We start from the raw sequence: 24,022 nt of genomic DNA, 5'->3' as shown, positions 1-24,022 counted from the left end.
CGGTCTTCCTGACGCTCGACTTGCGGCTGCTCAGGCATAGAGGCCTCCCTCGTTCTGGGTGCGTCTAGTCGCGCGGCGACGCAGGATTTCGGCGACGGTCATCAACAGGAAAGAGGCAACCAGAAGCAGCGTGCCCAGCGCCAGCACGCCGGGCAATTTCGCCGCGAAGCGCAACTGGCCCCAGATGTAGATCGGCAGCGTCGCCTCGGTGCCGGTGAGGAAGAAGGCGATGATGAACTCGTCCAGCGAAATGGTGAAGCAGACCAGCAGGCTGGAGATGATCGCCGGCGCCACCATCGGCAGCGTCACCCGCCGGAAGGTGCCGAAGGCGCTCTCGCCGAGATCGGAGGAGGCTTCCTCCAGGCTGCGGTCGAAGCCCTCGAAGCCGGAGGTCAGTACCGTCATCGAATAGGGGATGCAGACCAGGACATGGCCGAGCACGACGGTGAACAGCGACAGGCTCAAGCCAAGCTGCAGCATCACCAGCAGCATCGAGATGGCGACGATCACTTCCGGCAGAACCAACGGCGCCATGATCAGGCCGTTGATGGTGCGGCGGCCGGGATAGCGGTAGCGGGTGATCGAGCGGGCGGCGAGGATGCCAAGCACCGTGGACAGGATCGCGGCCGACACGCCGACGATCAGGCTGTTCCAGGCGGCGTCGAGCAGAGCCGGGGTGCGGGGCAGGTCCTCGTACCAATGCAAGGTGAAGCCGGAGAGCGGGAACTTCGGCGTCGCCGCCGTGTTGATCGAGAAGATCGGCAGGAAGATGACCGGCAGATAGAGGAACACGACGTAGAGGAACGCATAGGCAGCCAGCCAGCCGCCGGACAGGAAGCGCCGCACCGCCGTCATCGCGCCAGCCTCTGCAGAGCGCGGATGATGAGCACCGTGGCGCCCGCCATCAGCGTTACGATCAGCATGGTGGTGACGGACAGGGCCGCGCCCAACGGCCAGTTGGAGGCCTTGCCGAACTGCGCCTGGATGGCATTGGCGATCATGACGCCGTCCTTGCCGCCGACCAGCTTCGGCGTGACATAGTCGCCGACGGTCGGGATCATGACGATCAGCGCCGCCGAGATCACGCCTGGCGCCGACAGCGGCAGTGTCACGCGCAGGAAAGACCGCAGCGGGCCGTCGCCGAGATCGGTGGCTGCTTCGACCAGCGTGCGGTCGACCTTTTCCACCGAGACGAAGATCGGCAGGATGGCGAAGGCTGCCCAGGCATGGGTCAGCGTGATGATGACGGCGCTCGAATTGTAGAGCAGCGCGGTCGAGGGCTCGTCGATGATGCCGAGGCCCATCAGGCCGGAATTCAGGACGCCGTTGTAGCCGAGAATGACCTTCCACGACATCACGCGAAGCAGATAGCTGGTCCAGAACGGGATGGTGATGAGGAACAGCCACAGGCTCTTGTGGCGACCGCCATGAAAGGAAATGAAGTAGGCGATCGGATAGGCCAGCAGGACGGTGAACAGACTGACCGTCAGCGAGATGTAGAGCGAGCGCCACAACAGATCCCGGTAGATCGGCTCGGTCAGCGCGATGCGGTAGTTTTCCAGCGTGAAGGTGCGGTCGATGGTCAGGTAGTTCTGCGTCCAGAAGGAGTGCGCAACGACCACCAGGATCGGCAGGACGAGAAGGATGAGCGCGTAGAGAAAGGTCGGGCTGATCAGGGCAAAGCCCTGTACGGGTTCGGATTGCAGAAGGGCATTTCGCCCGGCCCGCGTCATACGCAACAGGGGCGACCCTTCCGCCGCTGCCGTCATTGCAGGGCTCCGGGTGTAATCTTGGTTGCTGGCCTGGACTGTCCCGCCATGCGGCTCCCATTGTGCTGGCGCCGGCTTCTTGTTCCCAATTTTGTTTTGGAGCGCGATCGAACGCAAAACCGGTGACCACTTTTGCTGATCGCGCTCCTAGCTTGCCGGCTTTCTTTCATCATGCGCGCATCCGCGGATTGAAATCAAGCGCTATTTCTGTAATATTGATTGAACGGACATTCAAAATGAAGTGAAGAAAGCCGCCATTTCCGGCATTTGACGCTGAGTTTCGTGCCTGAGAAAATTCGATTGGATGATGTGGAGGCGATTGTGGCTGCTGCGAGAGATCTGAGAGCGACCGAGACGGCTGATACCGGCGATGTCGATGCCGTCGAACTGGCCAAGCGCCATCTCATCCAGCCCTGGCCGTTCGCCGGCTCGGTCGGTGCCGAAGCGCGCGCGTTGATCGGCGAAGGCGACGGCATCTACATCACCGACAGCACCGGCAAGCGGCTGATCGACGGGCCTGCGGGCATGTGGTGCGTCAATGTCGGCCACCGCCGCGAGGAACTCGCCAAGGTGATGTACGACCAGGCGATGGCGCTGTCCTACAACACGCCGTGGTACACGATGAACGCGCCGTCGGCGGAACTTGCCAAGCGCATCGCCGGTCATGCACCAGGCGATCTCAGCCACGTCTTCTATACCACCGGCGGCTCCTCGGCCGTCGAGACGGCGCTGCGCTTCATGCAGTTCTACAACAATGTGCGCGGCCGGCCGGAGAGGAAGCTGATCCTGAGCCGGGGCGGCGCCTATCACGGCTCGACCTATCTGTCGGCCTCGCTCAACGGCCGCCCGCGCGACCGCGACTGGATGGACGGCGCCGACGAGCTGGTGATCAAGCTGTCTTCGCCCGATCCGTTCCGCCGCCCTCACGGCATGAGCTTTGCCGCCTTCACCGATTTCCTCGTAGATCAGTTCCGCGACACGGTCGCCCGTGTCGGCGCTGACAAGATCGGCGCTTTTGTCGGCGAGCCGGTGCAGGCATCCGGTGGCGTCATCGTGCCGCCCGATGGCTACCTCAAGCGCATCCGCGAGATCTGCCGCGACAACGACATCCTCTATGTTTCCGACGAGGTGGTGACGGCCTTCGGCCGGCTTGGCCATGTCTTCGCCTCGGGCGACGCGTTCGGCATCGATCCTGACATGATCACCTTCGCAAAGGGCGTCACCTCGGGCTATTTCCCGCTTGGCGGCGTTATCATCTCGGAGCGGCTGCTGGAAGAGCTGCGGCGGTCGAACCATCCCGACGCGATGTTCGGTCATGGCCTGACCTACACCAGCCATCCCGTCGGCTGCGCCGTGGCGCTGAAAAACCTCGATCTGCTGGAAGAGGGCGTGCTTGCCCATACGCAGGACGTCGCGCCCTATTTCCAGGCGCAGCTGAAGACACTGGAAGAGCTGCCGCTGGTCGGCGAGGTGCGTGGCCTGGGGCTGATGGGCTGCGTCGAATGCGTCGCCGATCGCGAAAGCAAGGATCCGCTGCAGCTCGACAAGGATGTTGGCAAGCGCATCGATGCCCATTGCCATGAACTCGGCCTGCTGGTCCGGCCGCTGATCAACATGTGCGTGATGTCGCCGCCACTGATCATCACGCGCGAGCAGATCGACGACATGGTCGGCATCTTGCGCGAGGGCATTTCGCGCACGATGGATGATTTGAGGAAAGAAGGCGTGTGGCGGGGGTAGCTTCCTTCTCCCCGTTCTACGGGGAGAAGGTGCCGGCAGGCGGATGAGGGGCGGCGACAGCGTTGGCGACTGGCTGCACCCGATGGCCCTGCCTGGTGCAGTTACCTCACAAGCCTAGTGCTGCCCTCACCTGCCTGCCGGCATCCTCTCCCCGTATAGTGACGGGGAGAGGGGTGCTCTCATCGACGGTTTCGCCAATTACTGCCGTCGCCCTAAGACCGCGACCTGAGCGCGTCGTTCAGATTCCACATGTCCTTCTCCTCGGGCGCGGTCTCCAGGCCCAGCACCGGCAGCATCTTGCGCAGATGGTCGTGATGGGTGCGCACGCCATATTCGAGGTCCGAGAGATAAAAACCCTCGAACGCCTCGGACAGCATGGATTCGTTCGACCACACGGAAAGCTGGACGTCCTCCGACATCGTGTCGCGATCGATGCGGAAGGAGAGGTAGCGGGCGGCCGCCTGCTCGCGGCTTTCGTCGCGGTAGCGGTAGATGGCGCCGCGCAGCAGGGTTTGCCCGGTCGACAGCGGAAACTCCTGATAGAACTGCACCGATTCCGGCATCACCGAAATGACCGCATTGGGGAAGATCCCGTAATAGACCCAGGCCTTCTTCAGATAGTCGGGCAGATGCGTCGGCTCGGGCGCGATCTTGACATAGTTCTTGACGCTCCAGCGGCGGCCGGCATGCGGATTGTAGGTGGCAAAGGAGCGCGACACACCGTTGATGAAGGGCTCGTCGAAATAGGTGGCGCCATAGAGATCCTGCAGGGCGGGATGCGCCATGGCGACGTGATAGCCCTCATTGTCGACATCGCGCACCGACTTCCAGTTGACCGGCGTCTTCTGCGTCCAGATGCCCCAGGAGGGCACCATGTCGGCGGCGTCGTAATGCGCGAATTCGGGCTCGATCGGCTTCATCAGCTCGGCGACCGAAGGCTGCGGCCCACCATTGCGGAAGCGGATGAAGATGAAGCCCATCCAGACTTCCAGATCGAGCGGCATCAGTCCGAATTCAGTCTTGTCGAGAGAGGGGAAAGAGCGCGGGCGCGCGGCACCGCGTAGCGTGCCGTCGAGATTGTAGACCCAGCCATGGAACGGGCATACCAGCGCCTTCTTGCAATTGCCCTGGCTGTCGGCAACGACGCGGCTGCCGCGGTGGCGGCACATGTTGTTGAAGCCGCGCACGACGCCGTCCTTGCCGCGCACGATCAAAGCGCGTTCGCCGACCACGTCCATGGTCAGGTAATCGCCGGCATTCGGGATGTCCGAGACATGACCGACGATCTGCCAGTGGTTGCGAAAGACGTGCTCCTTCTCCAACTCGAGAAGGGCATCGGAATGGTAACTCCAGCCCGGTAGTCCCCGCCGGTCCCAATCGTTGGGTATCGCCACGTCACGGAGGTGCGGGTTCATAAACGTCTCTTCTTTTTGTTGAATACTCATTCAATAAAAGCATATTTTTCATTGAAATGCAATGGCTTGTGAAAATCCAACAGTTTCTAGGACTGAATCTTGATGTCGCCTGGAGCCAAAATCTGCGCGGCTGTCAGCCCGGAAAATCCCGGAGAATCCGGGTGTTAGTCACGGTTTCAGGGGCACTGTCCCGGCATGACTTTGCGAGGTGATCGGAGCGGCGGACGAAGCACCTTGCGGAGCTTGCCGGTCGTCGGCTTGGGCCGCGCTCCGGCGGCGATTTGGCCAGAGCAATCGGGGGCCGGAATCGGGCGAAGACTCATTTTTCGAGAGGATGTACGAACGCCATGACCGATTTTGCCCGATTCTGCCCGAAACACTGTTTCAATTCGGTTACAATGTCAGCCTTACGCCACCCTAGCCCCGTTACAAAGCGCGGCTAAGTTCGTTTCATCACCAAAAAGAAACTCAGCGAAGGGAACGGCGATGTATGCGAAAATCCAGACGGCCCGCGGTGAGAGCCGCTTTCAGGCTCCAGAGCGCAATGACCGCCGTCCGAAACTGGCGCTGCGCCAGCGCGCCAGCGACCATCCCATGGCGATGTTCATGGTGCTGGCTGCTTGCGCCTTCATCGGCATGGCGTTCGCGCCGACAGTTGGGCCGGCCTTCGCTTCGCTGAATCCGCCAGCCAACCTCGTTGACGGTGCGCAGACGACGACAAGGACTGCGCGTCTGCCGATGCCGTCGACCGACTTCGCCTGCAAGGGCCAGGCCTGGGGCGCCGAGAGCATGGATTGCCTGCGCGCCATCGCTCAGCAGTCAGGAGCGCACAAGATCCGCGCGATCCGCATGATCGCAAATGCCGCGCCGTTGACCGGCACGCCGAACGTTTTCTGATTTTTGTCGAAGCCTGATCCCGAAACCGGTTCCCATCTCGGGATCATGCTCTGACCTCCCCGAGCGCTCCCTCCAGCGCGCTCTTCTTCGGCCCCCTGCCACGAGCCCGGCTGGGGGCCTCTTTTTTATCCTTTCAATGCCGCCTGTTCGGCAATGGCGGACAGCACGCTGCGTACATCCAGCGTGCTGAACGGCTTTTCCAGGATCTGCGGCCGCTGCTGCGCCGGCAAGGCCTCGATCTCTGCTTTCGCGCCGATCAGATCGCCGGTGACCAGCACGAAACGCTGCGCCAGGTCAGACCTTTCGGCGAGCAGCTCGCGGTAGATCGACATGCCGCTGATGCCGGGCATGCGCAGGTCCGAAAAGACGATGTCGGGCGGCATGTGGCCGCCCAGGGTGGCGGCGCCCGATTCCCAGACAGGTGCAATCCGCGACTTGATGCCCATCAATTCGAGAATATCGGAGAGCGAGCCGGCGACATCCGGCTCGTCGTCGATGATCAAGGCATGGCGCAAGCCGCTCGAGCGCGGCTGGTTCTCGCCGGCGCTGGCGGCGCCGGCCGCAATGGCCGGCATCCGGACGACGAAACGCGCCCCTCTCGGCAGCACTTCCTCGAACCAGACATTGCCATTGTGGCGCTCGATGATCGATTTCGAGATCGACAGGCCGATGCCGGTGCCGACGCCGACCGGCTTGGTGGTGAAATAGGATTCGAAGATGCGGCTGCGGATCGCTTCCGGCACGCCGGGGCCATTGTCCTCGACCGAGAAGCAGGGGTTGCCCCGGTCGCCGCGGAACGTCCGCACCTTGATCAGCCGGTCGCCGGCGACGCCGGCCAAAGCATGCTGGCTGTTGATGAGGAAGTTGGCCGCCACCTGCGTCACATGGTCGGCGTCGGCCATGGCCAGCAGCGGGCCGGCGGCGAAATCGGTGTCGATGATGATGCCGCTTGATCGGGCGCCATAGGCGGTCACCTCGAGGGCTGCGCGGATCACCTGGTTGAGATCGGTCTCGGCCTGGGCTGCGGGATGAAGGCGGACCATCGACAGGAAGCTCTTGACGATGCGGCCGCAACGCTCGGCGGCGGCGCGCACTTTCTCGGCACGCACCTTGGTCTGCGGATCGGAGGCGAATTCGTGCAGCAGCGTCGATTGTGCCACCACCACGGCCAGCGGGTTGTTGAGCTCATGCGAGACGCCGGCCAGCAACGAACCCATCGCCGCCATCTTCTCGTTCTGGTGCAGCTTCTCGCGCTGGCGACCGATCTCCTCCTCGGCGCGCAATTTGTCGCGCAGGTCGCGGATCGAGCCGAAGATCAGGCGGCGGTCGGCGACCCGCATCTCGGTTGCCGTCAGCTCGATCGGGAACACCTCGCCGGCGGCGTTCTGGGTCACCGTCTCCAGCCGCTGGCCGACCATCGGCGCGCCGCGGCCGGACATGTATTCGGCCCCCGACGAATAGCCCTTGCGGTAGTATTCCGGCACGACGGTGTCGAGCAGGTCCTTGCCGAGGATATCGCTGCGCAGGTAGCCGAACATCTTTTCGGCGGCCGGGTTGAACTCGATGATCGAGCCGGTCTCGTCGATGACGATGATGGCATCGAGCGAAGCCTGCAGCATGGTGCGGCGAATGACCTCGCTGGCATGGGCGTCGGAGGGCGATCGTTCGATGGCGTCGCCGATGGCGAGCGCGATGATGTGCAGCGTCGCTTCTTCCTCGTCGGTCCACTCGCGCTCGTCGACGCAGTCATTGACCGCCAGCGTGCCCCACAGATGGCCATGCGCGAAGACCGACACCGACAGGAACGACTTGATGTTCTGCTTTTCGAAGTCGGTTCTCAGGAAGCCTTCGAGATTGCGCGTATGCCCGGCGAAGATCTTGCCTTGCCGTTCATCCTCGGCCACCCGCTCCAGCAACGGGTCCGAATTGACGACCGACTGCATGATGACGGTTGGGGATGCCAGTTCTCCGCCGAAGTCGGGGTCGATCCAGTAGGCGGCGACCGACTGGGCGAAGCCCTGGCCGGGCAGCTCGCGCAAGCGAAACAGGATGCCGCGCTGGCATTCCATGGCACGGCAGAGCGTTTCCAGGATGCCCTCCATCTCGCGCTGCCAGTCGCCGGCCTCACGCAGCCGGCGAACGACGCGCACGGCCGCCATCGCCGCGCCCTGCCTGAGCCCTTGCATATTCGTGCTTGCTGCTTCAGCGGTCATCGTCTGCCGTCTTTCCAGAGTCGTGCCAATTTCGATCGGCTCGCAACGGCCGCGAAACCGAACCCTCTGGCCTCGGTGCTCAGTTGCTGTCGCCAGTCGGCAGCGAGAAGATATAGCCTTCCCCGCGCACCGTGCGCAGGAATTTCGGATTGGCCGGGTCCGTCTCGATCTTCTTGCGCAGCCGCATGATGCGAATGTCGACCGCGCGCGACGATTCCGGGTCTTCGGTGAAGCCGATCGCCTCGGAGATCGCGGCGCGGGTCAGCAGCCGGTTGGCGCGGGTCAGGAAAACCTCCAGCACGTCGAATTCGCTCTTGGCCATGTCGATCACCGAGCCATTGGCGCCGGTGACCAGCCTGCCGTCGAGATCGGCCTGGAAAGGGCCAAAGACAACGGAACGGCGATCCGTCGCGGCCTTTTTGCCCTGAAGCTCCTGCGGCTGGGGAACCCGGCGCAGCACGCTGCGGACCCTTGCCAGCACTTCGCGCAATTCGTAGGGCTTGACGATGTAGTCGTCGGCGCCGAGTTCCAGCCCGACGATGCGGTCGAGCGCGGTGCCGGCGGCGGTCGCGTAGATTATGCCGATCGGCAGCCGCGAACGCAGCCAGCGGCCGAGCGACAGGCCATCCTCGCCCGGCATGGCGATGTCGAGGATGGCGAGATGAAACGACTGCGTTTCAACGAGGCTGCGCGCGGCGGCCGCACTTTCAGCGGTGACCACGTCATAGCCGGCGGCGCCCAGATATTCGGCGACCGCGTCCCTTAGGTCGGGCTCGTCCTCGACGATGACAATTCTTCCCCGCACGATGCCTTCGCTCCCACTTTCAGTGGAAAGTAGATTGGGTATAAACATGATGTCCAGCACTCATATCCGGTTGCCAAGAAACGGTTGGAGAATATATGGCCGCACGATCCGTCATTGCGCTCGTTTCGGTCGCCGAAGTGGTCGCGACCGAACTCGCCGACCATCTCGAGCGGCGTGGCCACGATGTGCATCAGGCGCGGCAGCCATGGGAGGCTGAATCGCTGCTGTCGGGAAAGGGCATCGACGTCGTCGTCGTCGGCGACAGCCTCAGCCAGGCGGAGGGGCGGGACCTGCTCAAGCGTCATGGTGGCGAGGGCGGGCCGGATTTCATCCTGATCTGCCGGCCGGCCGATCTCGTAGACAAGGTGCTGGCGCTCGAGCTTGGTGCGGCCGACGTCGTCGAGAGCCCGCTCAATGTCAGGGAACTCGCCGCTCGTGTCGGCGGCCTGCTTTCGCGGCGCGGCAGGGGCACCCAGGAACTGATCGTGCTGGAGAACGCGACCGTCGATTTGAGATCGGCCATGGTCATGCATCGCTCCGGCACAGAAGAGCAGCTTTCGCCCGGTCAGGTGGCGCTGCTCAGGCTGTTCCTGGCCAGTCCGCGCAAGGTGCTGACGCGTGACGATATCATTGCCGCGGCACCGGCCGAGAACGCCGACGCCTTCGATCGCTCGATCGATTCGCGCATCGTGCGGCTGCGCCGCAAGCTCGATACCGACACCATCACCACCATACGCGGCGCCGGCTATCGGTTCGATCCGCCGCAGCAATTCGCCGACTGACGGCTGGGCACTGACGCCATCTCTTCGTTCGAGCATCGGAGTTTCCACCTGGGGTCCGATGCTCCTGACGCTCAGCGCACCACCAGCATCGACGGACCCGATGGCATGTCATTGCCCATGTTGAGTTCGCTCGCATGGGCGCGGTCCCTGAGCAGGACGGTGGCAACGCCGGCAAAGCCGAGCAGGCCCTGCGCGTAGAGCAGTGCAGAAAGCACCGAAGCGGCAAATTTCGTGTTCATCGTATCAGTTCCCCAAATGTTGCAGGTCGCTTCAGGATACTCCCGAAGTGCCCGCGCCGCTCACGGAGCCCCCCGCAGCGGCGCGGGCCTTCGGTCCTCTCGGCAGCAAGTTGCCGGAGGGGCCGCGCACTCCCGTCAGCTTAAGACCGACCCGCCAGAGGGCCTTGAGCCGAGCGATGCGCAGGCTGGAAACAATCCAGACCGTGGCAAAAAACAGTGCGGCATGCAGTGTCGAAATCTCGCCTGACGTCATCGCGCCGAGCCTTGCCAGAGGGTTGCCGGCAACCGTGCCGACGCCGCCGATGACCGCTGCCGCGATGCTGATCCTGAGAACCCAGGACAGTGCGTTCGATTTCGTTTCCATTTTCGTTACCGGCTGTTTTCGTTGCGTCAACTTTGCTTGCGGCCCGTATCCGGATCATGCCGCTTGGAGTCGCGCATTGTTGCAGTTTGGTTTCGGGATTGATGGCTCTTCTTTCGTATGTAGGAAATTTGCATTTCGTTTAGAGACAAAAACCCAAGTTCCTGGGATCCTGGTCTCGCCAGCAGGCAGCGTCTGGTTCCCTATTTCGGCTCCGTTGATGGCACTGCTTGTTAACCAGAGGAAACGGATTCGAAACACAAACGAGCATTTCGCGAAATCTGCTCGAAACATGATGTTGGGATAAGCGGCCATCGAATTGGAGCCGGCCAGCCCGGCAGAGAGAGGGGACACCATCATGCACACCACCATTTCCGCCAAGCTCATCAACATCACCGCCGCCGCCCTGACCAGTGCCGCATTTCTGCTCGGCGCCGGCTCGGGCGCTGCCCATGCCGCCAACAAGATCGTGGCGCGCGTTTCGCTTTCACAGCAGATCATGGAAGTCTCGGTCGACGGCCGGCCAGCCTTCGCCTGGAAGGTTTCCACCGGCGACGGGGCCCATGTGACACCGACCGGCTCGTTCAAGCCGACGCGCATGCATGAGATGTGGTATTCGAAGAAGTACGACAACGCGCCGATGCCGCATTCGGTCTTCTTCAGCGGCGGCTATGCGGTGCATGCCACCAATGCGATCAAGCGCCTCGGCCAGCCGGCTTCGCATGGCTGCGTGCGGCTGCATCCCGACAATGCCGCCGATTTCTATCAGCTTGTCGAAATGTTCGGGCCGACCAACACCAGCATCGTCATCGTCAAGTAGCAGGCTGTGGAACGGGCCGGCCAACTGCCGTGCCTCGTTCGAGACTCCCGCGGGTTCTCGCGGTATTGAGCCTAGCCCAAAAAAAGAGGCCGGAATTTCCGGCCTCTTTTTTGTCACCTGTTTTTCGCAATTCCGGACGGAAAACCGCTACACACTTTTCCTGGAATTGCTCTAGTTCGGCAGTGCCGGCATCAGCTTGGGATCCGGCTTCTCGGCCAGATGCGGCAGGTCTTTGCTGGCAATGAAGGTGTAGAACATGGGCACGACGAAGAGCGTGAACATGGTGCCGACCAGGATGCCAGTGAAGATCACCAGGCCCATCGAATAACGGGCCGCGGCACCCGCACCGCTGGACGTGATCAGCGGCACGACGCCAAGCGCCATCGCCGCCGTCGTCATCAGGATCGGCCGCAGACGCACCTTGGCCGAGGCGATGATGGCGTCACGGCGGCGCATGCCGTGGATTTCTCGCTGCTGGTTGGCGAACTCGACCAGAAGGATGCCGTGCTTGGTGATCAGGCCGATCAGCGTGATCAGGCCGACCTGCGTATAGATGTTGAGCGTGCCGAGACCCAGATTGAGCGGCACGATGGCGCCGAAGATGGACAGCGGCACCGCCATCATGATGATCAGCGGGTCGCGGAAACTTTCAAACTGCGCCGCCAGCACCAGATAGATGACGATGACGGCCGCCGCAAAGGCGATCAGGATGGTGTTGCCTTGTTCCTTCTCCTGCCTGGACTGGCCGGAGTAGTCGATGAAGAAGCTATCGGGCAGGCTCTCCCTGGCTATGTCCTCCAGTGCCTTCAACCCGTCGCCGGTGGTGACGCCGGGCAGTGGTAGCGCGGAAATCGTCGCTGAATTCAGCTGGTTGAACTGCTCGATGGCTGCCGGCGCCGCATTGTTCGAAATCTTCACCACGGCCGACAGCGGCACCATCTCGCCGGTTACGCTGCGAACGAAGTATTCGCCGAGCTTTTCGGGGTTATCGCGGAATTCCTGCGGCACCTGCGGGATGATGTCGTAGCTGTTGGAGTCGCGATCGAACTGCGCCACTTCGGCACCGCCGACCAGCAGCGTCAGCGTCCGGCCGATATCGGCGATCGGCAGGTTGAGAGCCGCGGCACGGTCGCGATCGATGGTCACCGTCACCTGCGGTGCGTCATAGGCCATCGAATTCTGCACGACGATGAAGCGGCCGGAGGCCTGCGCCTTGTTCTTGATCTGCTCGGCCACCTCGTACACTTCCGAGGAATCGCCGGTCGATCGCACCACCATGGCGATGGGCAGGCCGCCGCCGGAGCCCGGCAGCGTCGGGGGCGCAAAGACGAAGGCCTGGACACCCGCCACCTTGGCGAGACGGGCCGTAATGTCGGCCTGCAATTCCTTTGAATTGCGCTTGCGATCCGCCCAGTCCTTGAAGGCAAAGCCGACGAAGGCGCTGTTTGTCTCACCGCTGAAGGCGACGGCGGAGAACTGCGCCCGCGTCTCGGGAATATCCCTTACAAGGCCGAGCATCTGGTTGACGTATGTCTCGGTGTAATCGGACGTCGCATAGCGTGGCGCTGTCACGATCGAGAGCAGAAAGCCCTGATCCTCTTCCGGCGCCAGTTCAGTCGAGGTCTTGGTGAACATGAAGCCGGTCACGCCGACAAGAGCAAGCACGATGATCAGCGTCAGCGGGCGATAGTTCAGCGAACCGGTGACGGCCCTCTCGTAGACGTGTTCGACCCGCGCGAAGGTGCCGTCGACAATGCGCTGGAAGCGGCCGGGCGTGCCGGACTTCAAGAGCCGCGCCGACATCATCGGCGTGATGGTGACGGCGATGACGCCTGACAGCACCACCGAGCCGGCGAGCGTGACGGCGAATTCGCGGAACAGCGCACCGGTCAGGCCGCCGGTGAAGGCCAGCGGCGCGAACACGGCGGCCAGCGTCATCGTCATGGCGACAATGGCCGAGGCGATTTCGCGCATGCCGCTGAACGCCGCCTGCATCGGCGACATGTGGTCTTCTTCCATGTGGCGGTGGATGTTTTCCACCACCACGATGGCGTCATCGACGACAAGGCCGATTGCCAGCACCATGGCCAGCAGGGAGAGAAGGTTGATCGAATAGCCCACCGCAAACAAAAGGAAGCAGACGCCGATCAGCGACAGCGGGATGGTGACGATCGGCATCATCACCGAACGGAAAGAGCCAAGGAACAAAAGGATGACGACGATGACGATAGCAACCGCCTCGGCGATGGTCTTGAACACCTCGTCGATCGAGGCACTGATCTGCCCGGTCGCATCGTAGACGACCTCGATCGTCATGCCTTTCGGCAGCGTCTCCTGAATCTGCGGCACGAGCTTGGTGAGCGCCGCCGCCGTGGTCAGCGGGTTGGCCGCCGGCGTCGGGAAGATGGCGAGGAATGTGCCGGGCTTGCCGTTGAAGCTGACCCTGGTGTCGGTATTCTCGGCGCCGAGCTCGACGCGAGCCACGTCGCGCAGCCGTACCACATTGCCATCGGTCGAGCGCAGCGGCAGCGCGGCGAACGCTTCCGGCGTCTGCAGCGTCGAGCGCACGGTGATCGACGAGACGACATACTCGTTCTGTGTATTGCCGGGCGCCGAAAGGAAGTTGGAGTTGTTGATCGCCTCCAGAACTTCGGAGGCCGTCACGCCGCGCGCGGCAAGCTTGACCGGGTCGATCCAGACGCGCATCGAGTATTCCTGGGCGCCGAAGATCTGAACGTCGGCGACGCCTTCGACCGTCGACATGCGTGGCCGGATGACGCGCTCGATATACTCCGTCAGCTGCTCCTTCGTCATGTTCGGATTCTGCATCGAGATGTACATCATCGCGAACTGCTGGCCGGTGCCCTTGACGATGACGGGATCCTTGGAGGCGTCCGGCAAGGTGCCGCGCACGCCCTGGACCTTGGACAGCACTTCGGTCAGCGCGACGTCGGGGTTGGAGCCAAGCTTCATCTGCACCGTCACGGTGCTGGAGGACGGACGGCTCGACGAGGTGACGTAGTCGATGTTTTCGGTCGAGGCGACGGCGCGGGCGATCGGGGCGGAAATGAAGCCCTGGATCAGGTCGGCGCTGGCGCCCGGATACGCCGTCGTGATGGTGATCGCCGTCTCGTCAACCTTCGGATACTGCCGGATCGACAGGTTGAAGATGCCCTGGAAACCCAGGAGCAGGATCATGCAGGCCAGGACTGTCGAAAGGACAGGCCGGCGAATGAAGAGATCGGAAAAGCTCATTGCTGGTCGGCCTGCTTGTTCGCCGATTTGGTCGGGTCGATGGTGTTGTCGACGGCGACGGACATGCCGTTGAAGAGCCGGTTCTGACCGGCGGTGACGACCTCATCGCCAGCCTTCAACCCCTCGACGATCTCGACCATGCCGGCGTTGCGGCGGCCGGGCTTGACGAAGACCTGCGACAGCACCAGCGCAGGCTTGTCGCCTTCCGCCGCCGGCTTGGCCGGATCGGCAGCCTTGTCCGCAGGCTTTGCCGCTTCGGCGGCAGGCTTGGTTGCACCAGCCGCCGGCTTCATGGCATCAGCCGGCTTGGTGTCTGCGGGCTGGGCGTCCGCCGGTTTCTCGGTTGCCGACGCGGCGGGCTTTTCTTCCGGCTTGGCTGCCTGCGCGGGGGGCGCTTCGGCGGGCTTTGCCTGCTGCACCACGAATATGTAGTCGCCATAGAGGCTGGTGGTCAGCGCCGTCTGCGGCAGCGTCAGCACATTCTGCTCTTCAGGCAGTTCGACACGAACCTGCACGAACTGGCCGGGGGTCAATTTGCCTTCGGTGTTGGCGACCTCGGCCCGCACGTTTACCAGCCGGCTCGAAGGGTCGATTTTCGGGTCGATGCCGCGAATGGTGCCGGCGTAGGGCATCTCGCCGCCGCCGATTCCCAGCCGCACCGTTTGACCGATCTTCAGCGAAGGCAGCTGTTGTTCCGGTACCGTGAAATCGACCCGCATCGTGTCGAGATCCTGTAGCGTCACCACTACGGTGCCGGGCGCCAGGTATTGGCCGAGGTCGATTTTCGGGATACCCACCGTGCCGCTGAAAGGCGCCGTCAGCTGCTTCTGGTCGAGCACCGCCTGCAGTTTGTTCACCTGCGCGGCGGTTGCAGATGCGGTTGCCCGCGCCGTGTCGAGCGTAGCCTCTGCGTTAACGCCGCGCCTCTGCAGTTCAATGGCGCGCGTCAGCGCCATCTGGACGAGCGCCACTTGCGCCTTCGTCGCTTCTAGATCCGCGCGCTCGACCGCACCGTCGAGTTGCAGCAGGACCGCGCCGTCCGCAACCTTCTGATTGGCGTGAAACAGGATCTCCTTGACGATGCCGGTGGTTTCAACCGTCAGATCGACACCACGCACCGCCCTGACCGTGCCGATCGCCTCGACGCCCGGCGTCCAGGTCGACGGCTTGGCGATGGTCGTCGACACGGTCGCCGCCGGTGGTTTCATCGAGGCGAAATACTGCTTGATGCCGTTGTCGCGCAGGAAGTTGAAACCGACAATGCCGCCAACCACGACGACGAGGACGAGCAGAACCAGGGCGATGATGACGATACGGAGTATGCGCTTGAACAAGAAAATCCCCTCAGTCGAAATCCGGCGCGAAGCTCGGACATCGGGACACATATCGACTGCCAGTCCCGATTTCAAATAACGGCGGTCTTACTGTACCGTCTGGACGGTCTTGTCAATTGGGCCTAAGCTTGCGATGGAGGGCCGATGAAAGCTCCAAGATCGAACTCGCGCGAGAAAATTCTAGCTGCGGCGGCTGATGTCGCACGAGAATCCGGACCCGGCAGCCTGTCGCTGGAAGCGGTCGCCAGCCGTGCTGGCGTATCGAAGGGCGGGTTGCTCTACAATTTCCCGACCAAGGCCAAGTTGATGCAGGGACTGGTCGAGGGCTATTTGCGTGAATTTGGGCAAGCGCTCGAATCCGCCAACAGCAACGACAAAGGCGAAAACCCGCTCGCCGTCTATATCAGGCTGTCGGCAAGTGATTGCGAGGACAAGCAGCCATCGGCATCCTGGATCTTTTCGGCGATCGCCGAGGACCCCGATTTCATGACGCCAATAAAGACCTTCAAGCGGCAGCTTTTCGAGCGGCTGAAGGGCGAGACGCAGGATCTGAAGTCGCTGCTGGTCTGTTATCTCGCCATCGAGGGACTGCGCAGCATGAACCTCTTTGATGCGGATGTCCTGTCGAAAGACGAACGGCTACTGCTGGTGTCGTCCCTGCTTGAGATTGCGGGATCGCCACAGACCCCCGAGGACAGCCGTCAGGGCTGATCCAGGCAGGCCTTGCCGGTTGCCGGGTCAAACAAGCGAAGTGCAGCTTCGTCGAAGGCGAAGCTGCATGTTTCACCCTTGGCAAGCCGGGTCCGTGGCGGCAGGCAAGCCGTCAGCCGCTGTGGGCCGATGCGGGCCGTGGTGACCAGTTCGGGTCCAGTCAGTTCGACGACCTCGATCTCCACGGGCAACGACAAGTCCGTCGCAGCACCGGTCGCCACGCGAAGCGCTTCGGGCCTGATGCCGACGACGACCTTTGCGCCGTCACGGGCCGAGTTCCGATAGCGTGCAGGCACGGGTATCCGCACGTTGGTATCGGCAATGGCCAGCCTTCCGTCGGCGACGACCGCTTGCAGCATGTTCATCGATGGCGCGCCGACAAAGCCCGCGACATAGAGCGTCGCCGGCTGGTTGTAGATCTCTTCGGGCGTGCCGAGTTGCTCGATCCTGCCATCGCGCATCACCGCGATGCGGGTCGCCAGCGTCATCGCCTCGATCTGGTCGTGGGTGACGTAGACGATCGTGGTCTGCAGCATCTGGTGCAAGCGCTTCAGCTCGGTGCGCATTTCAAGGCGCAGCTTGGCGTCGAGATTGGACAGCGGTTCGTCGAACAGGAAGACCTGCGGCTTGCGCACCAGCGCCCTGCCAATGGCGACGCGCTGGCGCTGGCCGCCGGAAAGCTGGCTCGGCTTGCGGTCGAGCAGGGTCTCGATCTGCAGCAGTTTCGCCGCTTCGCGCACGGCCTTGTCGCGCTCGTCGGCGGCAACCCCGCGCATCTCCAGGCCGAAGCCGATGTTGCGGTGGACAGTCAGGTTCGGATAGAGCGCATAGGACTGGAAGACCATGGCGATATCGCGGTTCTTGGGATGAACGCCAAGGATCGAGCGGCCGCCGATCAGCACATCGCCGGTTGTCGCTTCGGCCAGCCCGGCGATGATGTTGAGCAGCGTCGATTTTCCGCAGCCCGACGAGCCGAGCAACACCAGGAATTCGCCGCTCTGCAGCGCGATGTCGATGCCTTTCAACGTCTCGACACTGCCGTAACTCTTGCGGATGTCGCGGATTTCAAGCGCGCTCATGGATGGATTCCCTGTACTGCATCGGCCCACCATAGTTGCGGGGCAAGGTGGAAATCGCGCGCGAGGCCACATGCGTCGCGGCGGAGAGACAGGCCGATAGCGGTTGCTCCTGGGCCAGTGCGGCGAGGAAGGCGGCGTTGAAGACATCGCCGGCGCCGATCGTGTCGACAACCCGGACATCGGGCGCGACGGCTTCGACGACTGCCCCATCCGGGCCGATGGCGATGGCGCCCAGCGGCCCGCGCTTGACGACGAAGGTTGCGCCTTCCCTCATGCTCGACCGGATTTCGCGCGCGGCCTCCACAGGGCTCTGCATTCCGGCCAGGGTCACGGTCTCGACCTCGTTGAACAGCGCCAGCTCGCAGCGCGACAGCCACGCGCGGGTGGCCGCGCAATTGGCCTCGGTCCAGCCATCGATCGGCCAGCCGGTGTCGAGCGCGACGGCAATGCTGTGGCTGTCCGCCCAGTCGAAAAACGCGTCGTAGTGGCGCGTCAGATCGTCGGTCAGGAAGGAGCCGCACAACAGCGCGTAGCCGCCTGAGAGCGCCCTGCCGTCGAGAACGGCGAGCACGTCGGCGAGGCTGAAGCGCGGCAGATGTCCACGTGTGGTGAAGAAGGTCCGCTCACCGTCAGGGTGGGTCATGCCGACGGACAGCGTCGTGCCTTCAGGCCGGACCGGCCATTTCTCGGCATGGCGGCCGAAGGCCTCGCGAAGCCAGCGGCCGAACTGGTCGTCGCCGACATTGGCGGCAACGGCGAAATCGACGCCCAGCGCCTCCCAGGCCAGAGCGCTGTTGCCAGCCTGGCCGCCGACGCGCAATTCGTCGTGGTCGACGACTGTCTCCGTTCCAGCGACAGGCCACGGCGCTACCGGGCCGACAATCAGGTCGACATTGACGTTGCCGATCACCGCAAGTGGACGCATCACTCGCTCCTGGTGATCTTGGTGGAGCGGACAGGCGTGCCGGCATTGTCGACGCGGGCATCGGCGAAGGCGATCATCAGGCGCTGCGCCAGAGGCAGCATGGCGAAGATCGCGGCGAAGCCTGAAGCTGGCTTGAATGAAAGCGTGACAGCACCCGCGACAGGCGATTGCCCGGACGAATCGAAGATGACGAGCGGCGCGCCGGCCTCGACCACGGATATGGCCATGGCGGTCACCAGCTCCGACGTCGGGTCGTTGCCGCGAAACAGTATGACGCCGACGTGCGGGCCGAGCATCTCCATCGGCCCGTGACGCAACTGGCCACCCTCCAGCGAAAAGCATGGCAGTCGCGACAGCTCGGTGAAGCCAAGTGCCAGCGCTTCGGCGAGACCTTGCAGCCGGCGGCCCGAGGTGACGATGGTCGTGACCTTGGCCAGAGCCGTGAGTGCCTGCGCGATGTCATTGTCTTGTGGCTGATCCAGGGCGCCAAGCGCGGCACTCGGATCCTCGCCGAGTGCGGCTAGGATCGCCAGATGCAAGGCGAAGGTCACGGTCAGGCTGCGGGTCGCGGCGAACGCCAGTTCGGTGCCGCCGGCGCCGACCAGGCAAGGTACGGTGCGAGCGAGGAACGAGGCGCCTTCAAGCGTCAGGCCGAAAACATCGGCAGTGCTGCCGATCTCGGAGAACCATCTGACGACCTCGGCACTTTCGCCGGACTGCGAGGTGACGAGCACCGTCCTGCCCGTCAGCAGCAGCGGCTGGCCGAGTTGCTCGGAAAGCGGCAGCGCCAGCGCATCGATGCCGAGCGCGCGGTAGAGCGGCTCGACGGCGCGACCGACGGCATGTGAGCCGCCCATGCCGAGCAGCAACAGCCGGCCGGTCCGCCGGATCGAGGCGGCGACCTTTGCCGCCATGGCCGTGTTGTGTTCGAACGACGCGATCGCATCGGCATGCTGGCGCGCCATCTCGCGGTCGATCGCGGCCAGCCCGACCGGCCGGGGTTTTGCTGCACTCATCGTCATCCTTTCACACCGCCGCTGGTCAGGCCGGAGATCAGGGCGCGCTGCATGACTAGGCCGATCAGCACCGGCGGCAAGGCGGCCAGCACGCCGGCCGTGGCGATCAATCCGTAGTCGGAAACACGACCGCCGGCCAAATCGGCGATGGCGACGGTCAAGGTCTTGGCGCGCTGGTCCGAGGTGAACAGCAGCGCATAGAAGAATTCGTCCCAGGCAAGCAGCACGGCAAACAGCGCCGATGTCGCCATTACAGGTGCGGCCAGCGGCAGCGTGATGATGCGCAAAGTCTGGAACAGGCCGGTGCCGTCGATCATCGCCGCCGCCTCGATTTCGCGCGGGATCGAGTCAAAGCCCGCCTTCATCAGCCAGGTGGTGAAGGGCGCCAGTATGGTCAGGTAGACCAGTGCCAGACCGAAGACATTGTTGAGCAGGCCGAGATACGACAGGCCCATATAGAGCGGCACGGCCAGCGCCACCGGCGGCAGCATATAGGTGGCGATAACCATCGACAGCGACCAGCCGATCGACGGTGTGCGCGACACGGCCCAGCCGGCGGGGATCGCCAAGGCGAGCGCCGCGATGGTCGCCATGCCGGCAATCTCGAGGCTGTTGCGCAGCGATGAGGTGAAGGCAGCGCCGGCGCTGTTTTCGGCCGTCGACAGCAATTGCTGGTAGCGGGAGAAGTCAGCACTTTGCGGCCACCAGCGCAGCGGCTTGGCGGCAAGGTCGGCGGCAGGCGATATGCTCATGATGAACAGCCAGGCGATGGGCGCCAGGATGACGGCGGCGAGCAGCAAAGCGCAGGCATGGATGAGGATGCTGAAGGCGGGGCTCTGGCGTTCCATCAGGCGGCACTCCCGGCGGTCTTCCGCACCAGCGCCGCATAGGCGACGGCCAGCACGGTGACGAGCAAGGTGACGATCAGCGCCAGCGACGCGCCGGATCCGGCGCGCTGGAAGGAAAAGGCCTCCTGGTAGACGAGGATCGACAGCGTGCGGGTGCTGTTGGCCGGGCCGCCGCGGGTCATAACCCAGATGATGTCGAAGACCTTGAAGGCCTCGATGGTGCGCAGCACCAGCGCGACCATCAGCGGGCCGGCGAGATAGGGTAGGATGACGAAGCGGAAGCGGTTGAAGGGCCCGGCGCCGTCGACGAGTGAGGCGGCAGTGATGTCACGCGGCACCGCCTGCAGCGCTGCCAGCGCGATCAGCGCCACCAGCGGAAAATTCTTCCAGCAGTCGGCGACGATCAGCGCCGCCAGCGCCGTACCCGGCTCGCCGAGCCAGGAACGGTAGGCGTCGATGAGGTGCAATTGTGTGAGGGCGGCGTTCAGCGCGCCATATTCGGGATTGTAGATCAGCCGCCACAGCGTGGCGTTGACCACCGTCGGCAGCGCCCAGGGCAGGATCATCAAGGCCCGCAGGATGGCGCGGCCATGAAACTGCTGGTTGAGCAGCAGCGCCGCGAGAACGCCGATCACCATTTCGGCGGCGACCGAAATCACCGCGAAGAGTGTCGTGGTGACCAGCGTGCGCGAAAAATTCGAGCTCGACAGCATGTTCGCATAATTGTCGAAGCCGACGAAATTGCCGCCCGTGCCGACAAGCTTGGCGTCGGTGAATGAAAGCCCGACGGTATCGACCAGCGGCCAGCCGATGACGGCGACCATGACCACGAGCAGTGGCAGCATCAGCAGCCATGCACGGGTTGTCATCCAGGTGCCCGACATCGGAGCAGCCCCTCTTCATTCATCGAGATTTCAGAAATAGCACGGGCGGCACTCGCGCATGACCCCGGAAATCGGAACCGATTTCCGGAAAGGATCATGCGCAAGATCAGAAAGCGCTACAGCGTCCTTTGCCCGTCCAAGTGGACGGGCGGCGCTGTAGTGCCGCCCGTGGTTGGAGAGCAACGTCTTAGAGGCCGCTGTTTTGCGCGGCGGTCTTCAAGGCGTCTTCCGGCGAAGACTGACCAAGAAGCGATTCCTGGATCGCCTGCTGCAAGGCGGTCGACAGCTCCTGGTACTTCGGCGTGGTCGGGCGCGGGTACATGGCAGCCAGGCCGACCTTGGCGGCGGCGATCAGCTCTTCCTGGCCCTTGGTGACGGCCGGGTCGTCATAGGACGATGCCCAGATCGGCAGCGAGAGCTTGGCATACTGGTTTTGCGTCGCCTGCGAGGTCATGAATTCAATGTATTTCCAGGCCTCGTCCGGATGCTTTGAGACCGCTGTGACGCCAAGGCCCATCGAGCCGTTGACGGCCGACACCTCGCTGGTACCGCTGACGCCTGGCGCCGGCACAACGCCGACCTTGCCCGCCACCTTGCTGTCCTTCGGATCGTTGGCCATGTTGTACATGTAGGTCCAGTTCAGCGCGAAGGCGGCGTCACCGTTCTCGAAGACCTTGCGCACGTCCTCTTCCAGGAACTCCTTGGAATTGGGATTGGTGAGGCCCGACTTGTAGCTGTCGACCATGTATTTCAGCGCCGCGACGCCGCCGCCATTCTGGAAGTCCGGCTTGCCGTCCTTGAGGAATTCGCCGCCATAGGCGCTGACCAGCGTTGCGTAGTCGCAGATCGCGGCCTCGGCCTGCGACCAGCTCCAGGCGATCGGCGTCTTCAGCAGGCCCTTGTCCTTGATGATCTTGGCCTGTTCGCCGAGTTCTTCCCAGGTCTTCGGCGGCGTCTTGATGCCGGCCTTTTCCAGGATCTCCTTGTTGTAGAACAGGTATTTGGTGTCGAGGATCCACGGCATGCCGTAGTATTTGCCTTCATACACGACCGTGGTCCAGGCGCCGGGCAGCACGCCCTTCTTCATGTCGTCGGTGATCTTAGAAGACTCGTCGACCAGCACCTTGTTGGTGGCGTATTCGGCCGGCCAGATGACGTCGAACAGCACGACGTCGTAGCCACCGCCCGACCCCTGCGCGAGCACGGTCTTGTCGTGCAGGCCCTCATAGGGGACGAATTCGAGATTGACCTTGATGTCGGGATTGGCCTTGGTGAAGGCGTCCGTCATGGCGCGCACGTCAGCCTCGCTGTAGGCGGCCTGCGCCATGAAAAGCGCATTGATCGACGTTTCGGCGAAAGCATGGGGAACGAACAGTCCTCCGACAAAGACTGCGCCCAAGAGTGTCTTACCGATCGATTTCAGCATCTTCTTCTCCCATTTCCGATGTGGCGGGCCGGCGATTTGCGTTGCCTTCCCGGGTTGATGTCACGTGACCCAATGTTTCCCCGACCGTGGGCGGCGACTGGCACAAAGCCCTGGCCGTCTTCTTCTGCGGTCTGTTTCGCCATTAAGTCAATTCGCTTGACTTAATTAGTCGATCAATATCCTAATGGAGTCAAGAGGGAAACGCCGGTGGACGATATCAGCCCGATCCGCGCCAAGAGCGGCACCAATCAGGAAGGCACGAGCGCCCACAACCGTCGTGTCATGATCGAGGCGCTGCGTCTCAATGGTGCCCTGTCGCGCGCCGATCTGGCACGGGCGACCCAACTCACCAAGCAGGCGGTCTCCAACATCATCGAGGACCTCGAAAGCGATGGCCTGGTCGTTGCTCTCGATGCGGTGCGCAAGGGCAGAGGCCAGCCCTCGACCCCTTACAGGCTTGTTCCCGAAGGCGCCTTCGCCATCGGGCTGCAGATCGACCGCCATTTGACGCGGGCGGTCGCCGTCGACCTGGTCGGCAGCGTGCTGGCGCGGGCCGAGGCCAACCTGCCGTTCGATGAGTCATCGAAGGGCGTCGAGGTGATCCTCGGCCTGGTCGGCGGCGTCCGACGTGAACTTTCCGAGATCTCCGCCCAGTCCGAAGAGAGGCTAGTCGGCCTCGGCGTCGCCATGCCGGGTCCTTTCGGGCTGAAGAATTCGGACGACAAATGGATGATGCCGGCGTGGCAGAAATTCCCACTGCTGGAGACTCTGGCCGAAGGCACGGGCCTCAATGTCAGCCTGCAGAACGACTCCGCCGCCTGCGCGACGGCGGAACGCATCGTTGGCGCGGCGCACGGCGTCGATCACGCGGTCTGCCTCTACGTCGGTTACGGCATCGGCACCGGATTGATCCTCAATGGTGAGCTCTACAGCGGCGGCCATGGCAATGCCGGCGAGATCGGCATGGCGCTGCTGTCGCCGGCCGGCCCCGGCTCGACGCCGCTCGAACATCGCGCGTCGCTGGCTTCGCTTTACCAGCATCTCGACCTCAACCCGGCCGACAAAGACATCTACGAACAGATGAATGCGCTGGTCATGGCCGAGGATCCCAAGATCATGGCCTGGATCGATGGTGCAGCGCATGATCTGCGCTGGAGCGTGCATCTCATCGAAACGATCTTCGATCCGCAGACCGTCATCCTGACCAGCGGAGCGCCGGAAGCCCTGGCCCGCCGGCTGGTCGAGGCGATGCATCCGCTGCTGCCGTCGATCGCCGACCGGCCAGGGCGGAATTTGCCGCGCCTGCAACTCGGCACCACCGATCCCTGGTCGATCGCGCTCGGTGCTGCCGCGGCGCCGATCAGCCGCGCCTTCGATCCGCTGTTTTCGGCGATCCTGAAGACGCGCTCCAGCGGCGCCTGAGAGCATCGGTCACCACGCTTCCCCCGGCGCATTCGCGGACATGGCGGCCGACATCGTCACACAGGGTTCATTGTGCGGACA

General features: G+C 63.3%; 21 protein-coding genes. 6 read left to right on the top strand and 15 right to left on the bottom strand.

What is annotated here, in order from left to right; genetic code table 11:
• Window positions 1-30 precede the first annotated feature (30 nt).
• Together ACFFNA_RS18610 and ACFFNA_RS18605 are read right to left on the bottom strand one after the other, a co-directional pair.
• The gene (locus ACFFNA_RS18610; RefSeq protein WP_378920550.1) at window positions 31-855 is read right to left on the bottom strand and encodes an ABC transporter permease; all 825 of its coding nucleotides are present in this window, start codon (window positions 853-855) and stop codon (window positions 31-33) included.
• Window positions 852-1,769, bottom strand: coding sequence for an ABC transporter permease (locus ACFFNA_RS18605; RefSeq protein WP_378920548.1), 918 nt, complete (start codon window positions 1,767-1,769; stop codon window positions 852-854). The genes ACFFNA_RS18610 and ACFFNA_RS18605 overlap by 4 nt, the downstream gene beginning before the upstream one ends.
• 321 nt (window positions 1,770-2,090) lie before the next feature.
• On the opposite strand from ACFFNA_RS18605, the gene ACFFNA_RS18600 reads away from it, so the two are divergent.
• On the top strand, window positions 2,091-3,509 hold the full coding sequence (locus ACFFNA_RS18600) for an aminotransferase (protein ID WP_378920546.1): 1,419 nt from the start codon (window positions 2,091-2,093) through the stop codon (window positions 3,507-3,509).
• 212 nt (window positions 3,510-3,721) lie between these two features.
• Here ACFFNA_RS18600 and ACFFNA_RS18595 read toward each other — a convergent pair whose 3' ends face one another.
• Window positions 3,722-4,924, bottom strand: coding sequence for an aromatic ring-hydroxylating oxygenase subunit alpha (locus ACFFNA_RS18595; RefSeq protein WP_378920544.1), 1,203 nt, complete (start codon window positions 4,922-4,924; stop codon window positions 3,722-3,724).
• A gap of 486 nt (window positions 4,925-5,410) precedes the next feature.
• Here ACFFNA_RS18595 and ACFFNA_RS18590 point away from each other — a divergent pair, with 486 nt between their 5' ends.
• Window positions 5,411-5,821: a hypothetical protein gene (locus ACFFNA_RS18590; RefSeq protein ID WP_378920542.1), complete on the top strand. Its 411-nt coding sequence runs from the start codon at window positions 5,411-5,413 to the stop codon at window positions 5,819-5,821.
• A gap of 125 nt (window positions 5,822-5,946) precedes the next feature.
• Here ACFFNA_RS18590 and ACFFNA_RS18585 read toward each other — a convergent pair whose 3' ends face one another.
• Window positions 5,947-8,034, bottom strand: a complete 2,088-nt coding sequence (locus ACFFNA_RS18585) for a PAS domain S-box protein (protein ID WP_378920540.1) — start codon at window positions 8,032-8,034, stop codon at window positions 5,947-5,949.
• Window positions 8,035-8,113: 79 nt separating this feature from the next.
• Window positions 8,114-8,887, bottom strand: coding sequence for a response regulator (locus ACFFNA_RS18580; protein WP_208647071.1), 774 nt, complete (start codon window positions 8,885-8,887; stop codon window positions 8,114-8,116).
• Window positions 8,888-8,934: 47 nt separating this feature from the next.
• Between ACFFNA_RS18580 and ACFFNA_RS18575 the strand changes: the two genes are divergently transcribed.
• A complete protein-coding gene (locus tag ACFFNA_RS18575) occupies window positions 8,935-9,621 on the top strand; it encodes a winged helix-turn-helix domain-containing protein (RefSeq protein ID WP_378920538.1) in 687 nt (228 codons plus the stop codon).
• A 71-nt stretch (window positions 9,622-9,692) separates the two neighbouring features.
• Here the strand turns inward: ACFFNA_RS18575 and ACFFNA_RS18570 are convergent, their stop codons facing one another.
• Both ACFFNA_RS18570 and ACFFNA_RS18565 read right to left on the bottom strand, forming a co-directional pair.
• Window positions 9,693-9,860: a hypothetical protein gene (locus ACFFNA_RS18570; protein WP_111544377.1), complete on the bottom strand. Its 168-nt coding sequence runs from the start codon at window positions 9,858-9,860 to the stop codon at window positions 9,693-9,695.
• 31 nt (window positions 9,861-9,891) lie between these two features.
• Window positions 9,892-10,224: a hypothetical protein gene (locus tag ACFFNA_RS18565; protein ID WP_111544376.1), complete on the bottom strand. Its 333-nt coding sequence runs from the start codon at window positions 10,222-10,224 to the stop codon at window positions 9,892-9,894.
• 355 nt (window positions 10,225-10,579) lie between these two features.
• On the opposite strand from ACFFNA_RS18565, the gene ACFFNA_RS18560 reads away from it, so the two are divergent.
• Window positions 10,580-11,041, top strand: a complete 462-nt coding sequence (locus tag ACFFNA_RS18560) for a L,D-transpeptidase (protein ID WP_378920535.1) — start codon at window positions 10,580-10,582, stop codon at window positions 11,039-11,041.
• Window positions 11,042-11,212: 171 nt separating this feature from the next.
• Here ACFFNA_RS18560 and ACFFNA_RS18555 read toward each other — a convergent pair whose 3' ends face one another.
• Window positions 11,213-14,296 (bottom strand): efflux RND transporter permease subunit, encoded by a 3,084-nt coding sequence (locus ACFFNA_RS18555; RefSeq protein WP_111544375.1) that lies wholly within the window; start codon window positions 14,294-14,296, stop codon window positions 11,213-11,215.
• Window positions 14,293-15,630: an efflux RND transporter periplasmic adaptor subunit gene (locus ACFFNA_RS18550; RefSeq protein WP_378920533.1), complete on the bottom strand. Its 1,338-nt coding sequence runs from the start codon at window positions 15,628-15,630 to the stop codon at window positions 14,293-14,295. The genes ACFFNA_RS18555 and ACFFNA_RS18550 overlap by 4 nt, the downstream gene beginning before the upstream one ends.
• 144 nt (window positions 15,631-15,774) lie before the next feature.
• Between ACFFNA_RS18550 and ACFFNA_RS18545 the strand changes: the two genes are divergently transcribed.
• A complete protein-coding gene (locus ACFFNA_RS18545) occupies window positions 15,775-16,341 on the top strand; it encodes a TetR/AcrR family transcriptional regulator (protein WP_378920531.1) in 567 nt (188 codons plus the stop codon).
• On the opposite strand, the gene ACFFNA_RS18540 is transcribed toward ACFFNA_RS18545, so the two are convergent.
• The 6 genes from ACFFNA_RS18540 to ACFFNA_RS18515 all read right to left on the bottom strand — a co-directional run bounded on the left by ACFFNA_RS18540 (window position 16,332) and on the right by ACFFNA_RS18515 (window position 22,519).
• The gene (locus ACFFNA_RS18540; protein ID WP_378920529.1) at window positions 16,332-17,420 is read right to left on the bottom strand and encodes an ABC transporter ATP-binding protein; all 1,089 of its coding nucleotides are present in this window, start codon (window positions 17,418-17,420) and stop codon (window positions 16,332-16,334) included. The two genes, ACFFNA_RS18545 and ACFFNA_RS18540, sit on opposite strands and share 10 nt — an antisense overlap.
• A complete protein-coding gene (locus tag ACFFNA_RS18535; protein WP_378920527.1) occupies window positions 17,407-18,345 on the bottom strand; it encodes a PfkB family carbohydrate kinase in 939 nt (312 codons plus the stop codon). The genes ACFFNA_RS18540 and ACFFNA_RS18535 overlap by 14 nt, the downstream gene beginning before the upstream one ends.
• Window positions 18,345-19,361, bottom strand: a complete 1,017-nt coding sequence (locus ACFFNA_RS18530; RefSeq protein WP_378920525.1) for an SIS domain-containing protein — start codon at window positions 19,359-19,361, stop codon at window positions 18,345-18,347. Before ACFFNA_RS18530 ends, ACFFNA_RS18535 begins: the two co-directional genes overlap by 1 nt.
• 2 nt (window positions 19,362-19,363) lie before the next feature.
• Window positions 19,364-20,209: a carbohydrate ABC transporter permease gene (locus ACFFNA_RS18525; protein WP_378920523.1), complete on the bottom strand. Its 846-nt coding sequence runs from the start codon at window positions 20,207-20,209 to the stop codon at window positions 19,364-19,366.
• On the bottom strand, window positions 20,209-21,093 hold the full coding sequence (locus ACFFNA_RS18520) for a carbohydrate ABC transporter permease (RefSeq protein WP_111544368.1): 885 nt from the start codon (window positions 21,091-21,093) through the stop codon (window positions 20,209-20,211). The genes ACFFNA_RS18525 and ACFFNA_RS18520 overlap by 1 nt, the downstream gene beginning before the upstream one ends.
• A 187-nt stretch (window positions 21,094-21,280) precedes the next feature.
• The gene (locus ACFFNA_RS18515; protein ID WP_378920521.1) at window positions 21,281-22,519 is read right to left on the bottom strand and encodes an extracellular solute-binding protein; all 1,239 of its coding nucleotides are present in this window, start codon (window positions 22,517-22,519) and stop codon (window positions 21,281-21,283) included.
• A 207-nt stretch (window positions 22,520-22,726) separates the two neighbouring features.
• Here ACFFNA_RS18515 and ACFFNA_RS18510 point away from each other — a divergent pair, with 207 nt between their 5' ends.
• A complete protein-coding gene (locus tag ACFFNA_RS18510) occupies window positions 22,727-23,941 on the top strand; it encodes an ROK family transcriptional regulator (protein WP_378920519.1) in 1,215 nt (404 codons plus the stop codon).
• The last annotated feature ends 81 nt before the right edge of the window (window positions 23,942-24,022 follow it).

This window comes from Mesorhizobium kowhaii (assembly GCF_042431665.1).
Taxonomy (GTDB): Bacteria; Pseudomonadota; Alphaproteobacteria; order Rhizobiales; family Rhizobiaceae; genus Mesorhizobium; species Mesorhizobium kowhaii.
Note: the sequence above shows the minus strand (reverse complement) of the source record. Positions and strands in the feature narration are given on the sequence as shown.